Here is a 5634-nt window from a genome sequence, read left to right as displayed (position 1 = left end):
GTATCAGTATCAGTATCCGTGTCAGTATCAGTATCCGTGTCGGTATCCGTATCAGTATCCGTGTCGGTATCCGTATCAGTATCAGCGTCTGAGTCAGTATCAGCGTCTGAGTCAGTATCAGCGTCTGAGTCAGTATCAGCGTCTGAGTCAGTATCCGTATCTGTGTCGGTATCCGTATCTGATTCAACAACTGCGGCTAGATCAGCATAGTAGCCGGCGTCATCAGCAGCAGAAGAAGCTTTCTTCTTAGCAGATTTAGCCTCGGCGGCAGCGGATGATGCTTTTTCTTTCGATTCAGCGGCAGAAGATTTATTTCCTTCGGCTTCATACGAACTTGCCTCGGCAGCGGCGGAGGACGCAGCTTCGGTTGCTACTTGTGCGGCTGAGCTTGCATCCACAGCTTCGGCGGCGGCCGATGCGGCTAAAGCGGCGTAAGAACTGGATTCGTCACTAGTGTCAGCATATTGGGAAGCAACTCCGGAATAGGAGTTTGCGATTGAAGCGTATTCGGTCGTTTCCGTGGCGGCATCGGCAGCTTCGGCGGCTTCGGACGCGGCTGAATCAGTTTCTGGCGTTGTAACAGTCAACGTTGCACTACCATAAGTGTAAGTAACGGTCGTCGTGGTTCCGTTGTTGGTCCCAGAAACCGTTGCAACCATCGTATAACTATCCGCATCGGACGGTGTAACGTTAGACAGGCTTAAAGTGGAACTCGTTGCCCCATCAATTGCCACGCCGTTTTTATACCACTGATAAGCAACCGTCACATTAGAATCTGAATCATCAATAGTAACTGATGGCGTCCAGTCGAGATTATCGCCAGCCGCGACGGTTTCATCTGCCAATCCATTGGTAATATCAACTGTCTTAGAATTCGAAACGGTCGAACCATCTGAATTGGTAATCGTTGCGGTGACCACCACGGTGCCTTGACCAACCACCGTAAGCAACCCATTTTCATCAATCGTTGCAATGCTTGAATCACTGGTCGTCCAAGTAACAGCCCCAGTGGCGTTGGTTGGATCAGTCGTCGCCGTGAACTGGCTCGTGACACTTGCATCACTGTCACCAGTTGGTGCCACAATCGTGCTTGCACCATTAACCGTGATGGCATTTGCATCAATGGCATCGGAATAAACATCAACTTCTGCAATGGAAGTTGCATACGTGGCTGGTGAAAAGAGATCGGTGTATTTCGAAACCCATTGGAAAGCTAATGATCCCGTGTAGCCGTTCAAATCAAGTGTTAACGTGCTGGAATTAGAATTAGTAACTACTCCATTATCATTATCATCTGTATAGGTGAAATTGTACTTAGTTGCGGCGTCACTAATGGTCATCCAGCCAGTCCCGTCGTTCACATACCACGTACCAGTTACTGTAGGAGAAAACCAATAAAACGCTCTGGACGAAGATGCCGATAACGTAATTGTTGACTCTGACGTCGTTGAAGTTAGTGTTGCTGGTTGCTTAGTAATCCCACCGAGAATAACAATGCCTAATACACTAGTAGCGGTAGTTTGGTTTGAATTCTGGGTTGTACTTAAATCAACCGAGTAACTAGCAGCCGAAGTTGCCTTTTCAGCCGCGTTCGCCGCGGCGCTATTTGCAACCGCAGCGTAAGAATTTGCCTCACTAGCCGCGTTGCTGGCCGCGTTGACGTACGAACTTGCCGCAGCGTAATCTCCCGCAGCGACGGCGGATTCCGCCTGACTCGTTAATAAATTAGTCTGCGTTGCCGCGGAATTAGCGGCCGCAACGGCTGAATCCGCGGTTGCCAGGTCGTTCGTCGCATCCGCTGCGTAGGAAGAACCAATCGCCGTGTTTTGTCCCAAGCTAGCAATTGAATCCGTGGTAACAGCCGTTGAGCTGGCCGCGGAACTAGCAGTGGCGGCCGCAGAACTAGCGTCGGTAGCTAATGAGTTGTAATAGGTTGCTTCAGAATTAGCGATTGCGGCCGTTTCCGCACTGGCAGCACTCGAGGCAGCCGTCAGTGCATCCGTTGCTAAGCTTAAGTACATATCGGCGTAACTGGACCGTAATGCAGCGGAGGTGTAATTAGCATCCGCAGCGTACGAAGCGGCATCTGCCGCGGCTTCAGAAGCCTTCGCGTAGTTCGAAGCAGCGGCGGAATTGGCAGCAACCGCAGCGGAACTTTGGGCAGTGATCGCATCATCAATAAACTGTGATCCCGCCGCGCTATAAGCATTCGCGGCATCGTTAGCGTGTGAATTAGCTAATGAATTTTGAACCGCGGCAGAACTGGCAGCGGCGGCCGCACCAGCGGCATAACTATCGGCCATGTACTGTTTGGCAGCCGTATCCTCATTTTCGTCCGCGGCAATTTGCAAGGCTTGGTTAATTTCACTGTTGGCAACCGTTGCAGCCGAACTGGTTAACGTTGCGTTAGCAGTAGCTTCGGCAGCGGCGGAACTAGCAGCAACCGCGTACGAACTTGCTAATGAGTACTGTCCAGCGGCCTCATCACTCTGCGCGTTAGAAGCGGCCAGTGCGGCGTCGCTTGCAGCGCTAGAAGCTAATGCGGCGTATGAAGCAGCGGCACTATACGCGCTGTTGGCACTATTCAAATGAGTCGTTGCTAAATCGGAAGCCACAATATCTGCTGCCGAGCTGGCTGCTGAAATGGCGTCTGCGGCCGAGTTGGCTAACGACGTCGCCGTTGAAGCTTGTTCGGCTGCTGAATTAGCGGCACTAGAAGCTTGATCCGTATAGTTACCAGCCGGATCCGTGACAACGACCGTAATGACGTTACTTGCAGCTTTAAAGCTAGTCGCAAGTAATGTAGAATTAACGGTATTTTTTTGCCCCGTAACAACCGCTTGGTAATAGTACGTCCCAGCAACGTCCATGGCTGCTGAATAACTGGCCGAAGTGGCGCCAGTTACAAGACTCCAAGTTGAGCCGTCGGTCGAAACATACCAAACGTAAGTCGGCGTACCGACCACTTGGTACGAAATCCCAAGAGTACTGCCTAAACTGCCGATACTACTGTTCAGGGTGGCCGTTTCACCAACGTCGATCGAATCGGTTCCAGTTGCGGGAGTAACGGTTAAAGCCGCATTGCTACTCGTCGTATCTTGCCCCGTCGTTTCGGTGTTGAACTGTTTAGCTAACTTGGTATTATCAACTGCAATGGTAGCGTAACTTGCCGCCTCACTCGCAGCTGATTCGGCAACACGGGCCAATGAATTGGCCAATTGTGGGGTCGCCTCAGTTGCGGCAGCTTCGGCAGCCGAACTGGCAACGGCATATGCGGCCGTGGCGGCCGTCGCAGCACTGGTTGCGTTTGCCGCGTATGAACTAGCTTGGGTCCCTTGGTAACCAGCCGCTTCGCTGGCCGCATTCGCAGCCGTCGTGTTGCTTTCATTTGCAACGTCGGCACTGGAACTGGCCGCGGCCGCGTTGTCCGCAATTGCCGTGCTCGTTGCCGTATCGGTCGCACTCTGGATCGTGTCACTGGCACTGCTTGCGGCGGCTTGTTCGTTTAAACTAACAGCCGCGGCGGAACTGGCATTTCCATATTCCGAGCTGGCAGTTTCATAATCCCCAGTTTCGGCAGCCGTCTGTACGTTCGTCAGCGCGGTCGCAGCGTCGCTGGCTGCAACGGCAGCGGCACTGGCTGCACTTGTCGCCGCAGCGGCTTCACTACTGGCAACGGCGTACGCGGAGGATACCGCTGCGTTAGTCTTATCATATTGAGTTGCTAAGTATGCACTATTAGCGGTTGTAACGGCTGAACTGGCTAATTGTTTTGCATCCGCAGCAGCCGAACTTGCACTAGCTGCCTGGGAACTGGCCATTGTAACCAGCGCTAAGGCCGCCGTGGAACTCGCAACATCTGCAAATGAACTAGCAGCACTCGCGGCTGACTGAGCCGCTGCCACCGCACTTTCTGCGGACGAAACCGCAGCGGTGTACGCCTTCGTGTTGTCACCAGTTGAACCAACCTGGTTATCATTTGCATTTAGGTACATATTTGCTAAACTATTATAGTGGGTTGCTAGTACGGCTCTGTAAGCTGCATCCGAAGCAGCGCTTTGTGCGTTGCTGTTTGCAGTTGAAGTCGCAGCATCCTGCACCACGTCGGCGTATGAGCTAGCCGTTGCAGCATAGGAAGCAGCATCCGTGGAAGCCGTAGTAGCTTCACTTGCATAAGTACTATCAGTATTTGTGTTTGTCGTATCGGTTGTTTCCGCGTCCGAGCTTGCGTTAGCGGTTACACTGGCGCTTAAAGAAAGAGCTTCAAATCTTGCAACGGATCTAGTACTTTCAGTTGCATTCGTTGATTCGTCCGCAGTACTTGTTGATTCATTTTCTGAAACTGAATTGGCGGTACTCGTTGACGATTCGGTACTTGAACTTGCGGCTTCGCTAGACGTGCTTTCCGAACTCGAACTAGCGGAACTACTTGCAGCGCTTGCATCTGAACTTGCGGCACTAGAACCAGTCTCTACACTGGAACTAGTTGCTTCGCTTGCATCTGAACTTGCGGCACTAGAACCAGTCTCTACACTGGAACTAGTTGCTTCGCTTGCACCTGAGCTTGACGAGGAGCTTGTGGCACTATCGGTTTCAGCCTCTACACTGGAACTGGTAGTGTCCTTTTTTGTAGAATCCGTCGCAGCACTAGACGCCGCATCAGCTGCGCTGCTTTCCGCACCACTTGAACTGACGCTGGTCGTGCTCGTCGCAGAAGAAGACGCGGCGGTTGCTGCATCGCTGGCCGCTTTAGCCGCGTCCTCCGCTTGCGTACTGACGTCATCAGCAGCCGAGCTAACTTCCGAACTTTCCGCACTCTCCAAGTTCACGTTAGTCGGCGTATCAGCATGCGCAACGACTTGCATCCCGCCCGTTAAAACGAACGACGCAACCGTAGCAAAAATCCAGGTTTTACCTTTTTTGAACATCTTGTACCGCAGTTTAGGGTCGCCCTTAAACGCACGATTTCTGAGAAATTTCATTTTAATACCTTCCTCCCAAAACTTTTACCAATCGGCATGGTGAGATTATTGCTAAATTTTCACGCTCCTCCAAATTAAATTCATCATGGATCAGCAAATTCAAAAATTAGCATAATAAACATTTACTACCGTAATGGACTGGTTGCATCCCCCCTCTCAAGTTGTGCTTAATTGCACATTTTGATAATTATTATTTATACCTCGCGACAATCATTGTTCCCACGGATACTTACCATTGGCATCCTTAGGCGTATTGCGCATCATCTTTTCAGTGCCTTTATCCAACTCACGACGAGTTTTTTTACGATTATGATGCCGAATAATCAATGCCGTTCCGCCAATTGCAACGTAAAGCACCGTTTTAAGGGCGTATTTCCAAGTGCCGTAGACGGACATAATGAGCATTTTGTCCACCTCCCTGATAGCTTCTATTTCCTGTTATAAGCAGTTTATCCTTAACAATTACGACCGGATTGCGACAATCAGCCCCCCTTGAAACGATTAAGGTGTTTATACTTTGTTACAAATATATTTATATCACAACATTTTATGAACATCAATGACAATTAGCGTATAAAACTAATACTAGTAAACATAAATTCTTCGGTACAATATTGATACTATGAATGTTTTATATAAAAAATAAATACAC

General features: G+C 50.3%; 2 protein-coding genes. Both read right to left on the bottom strand.

Annotated elements, in window-relative coordinates:
* The coding region (locus D1831_RS13625; protein WP_179950338.1) for a KxYKxGKxW signal peptide domain-containing protein at positions 1–4982 on the bottom strand (4982 nt) is incomplete at its 3' end.
* A gap of 210 nt (positions 4983–5192) precedes the next feature.
* Positions 5193–5387 carry a hypothetical protein gene (locus D1831_RS13620; protein ID WP_125073390.1) on the bottom strand — a complete coding sequence of 65 codons (195 nt, stop codon included), beginning with the start codon at positions 5385–5387 and terminating at the stop codon, positions 5193–5195.
* Between the last annotated feature and the right edge of the window lie 247 nt (positions 5388–5634).

This window comes from Lactiplantibacillus garii (assembly GCF_003885105.1).
Lineage (GTDB): Bacteria > Bacillota > Bacilli > Lactobacillales > Lactobacillaceae > Lactiplantibacillus > Lactiplantibacillus garii.
This window is presented reverse-complemented; position numbering and strand designations above follow the sequence as displayed.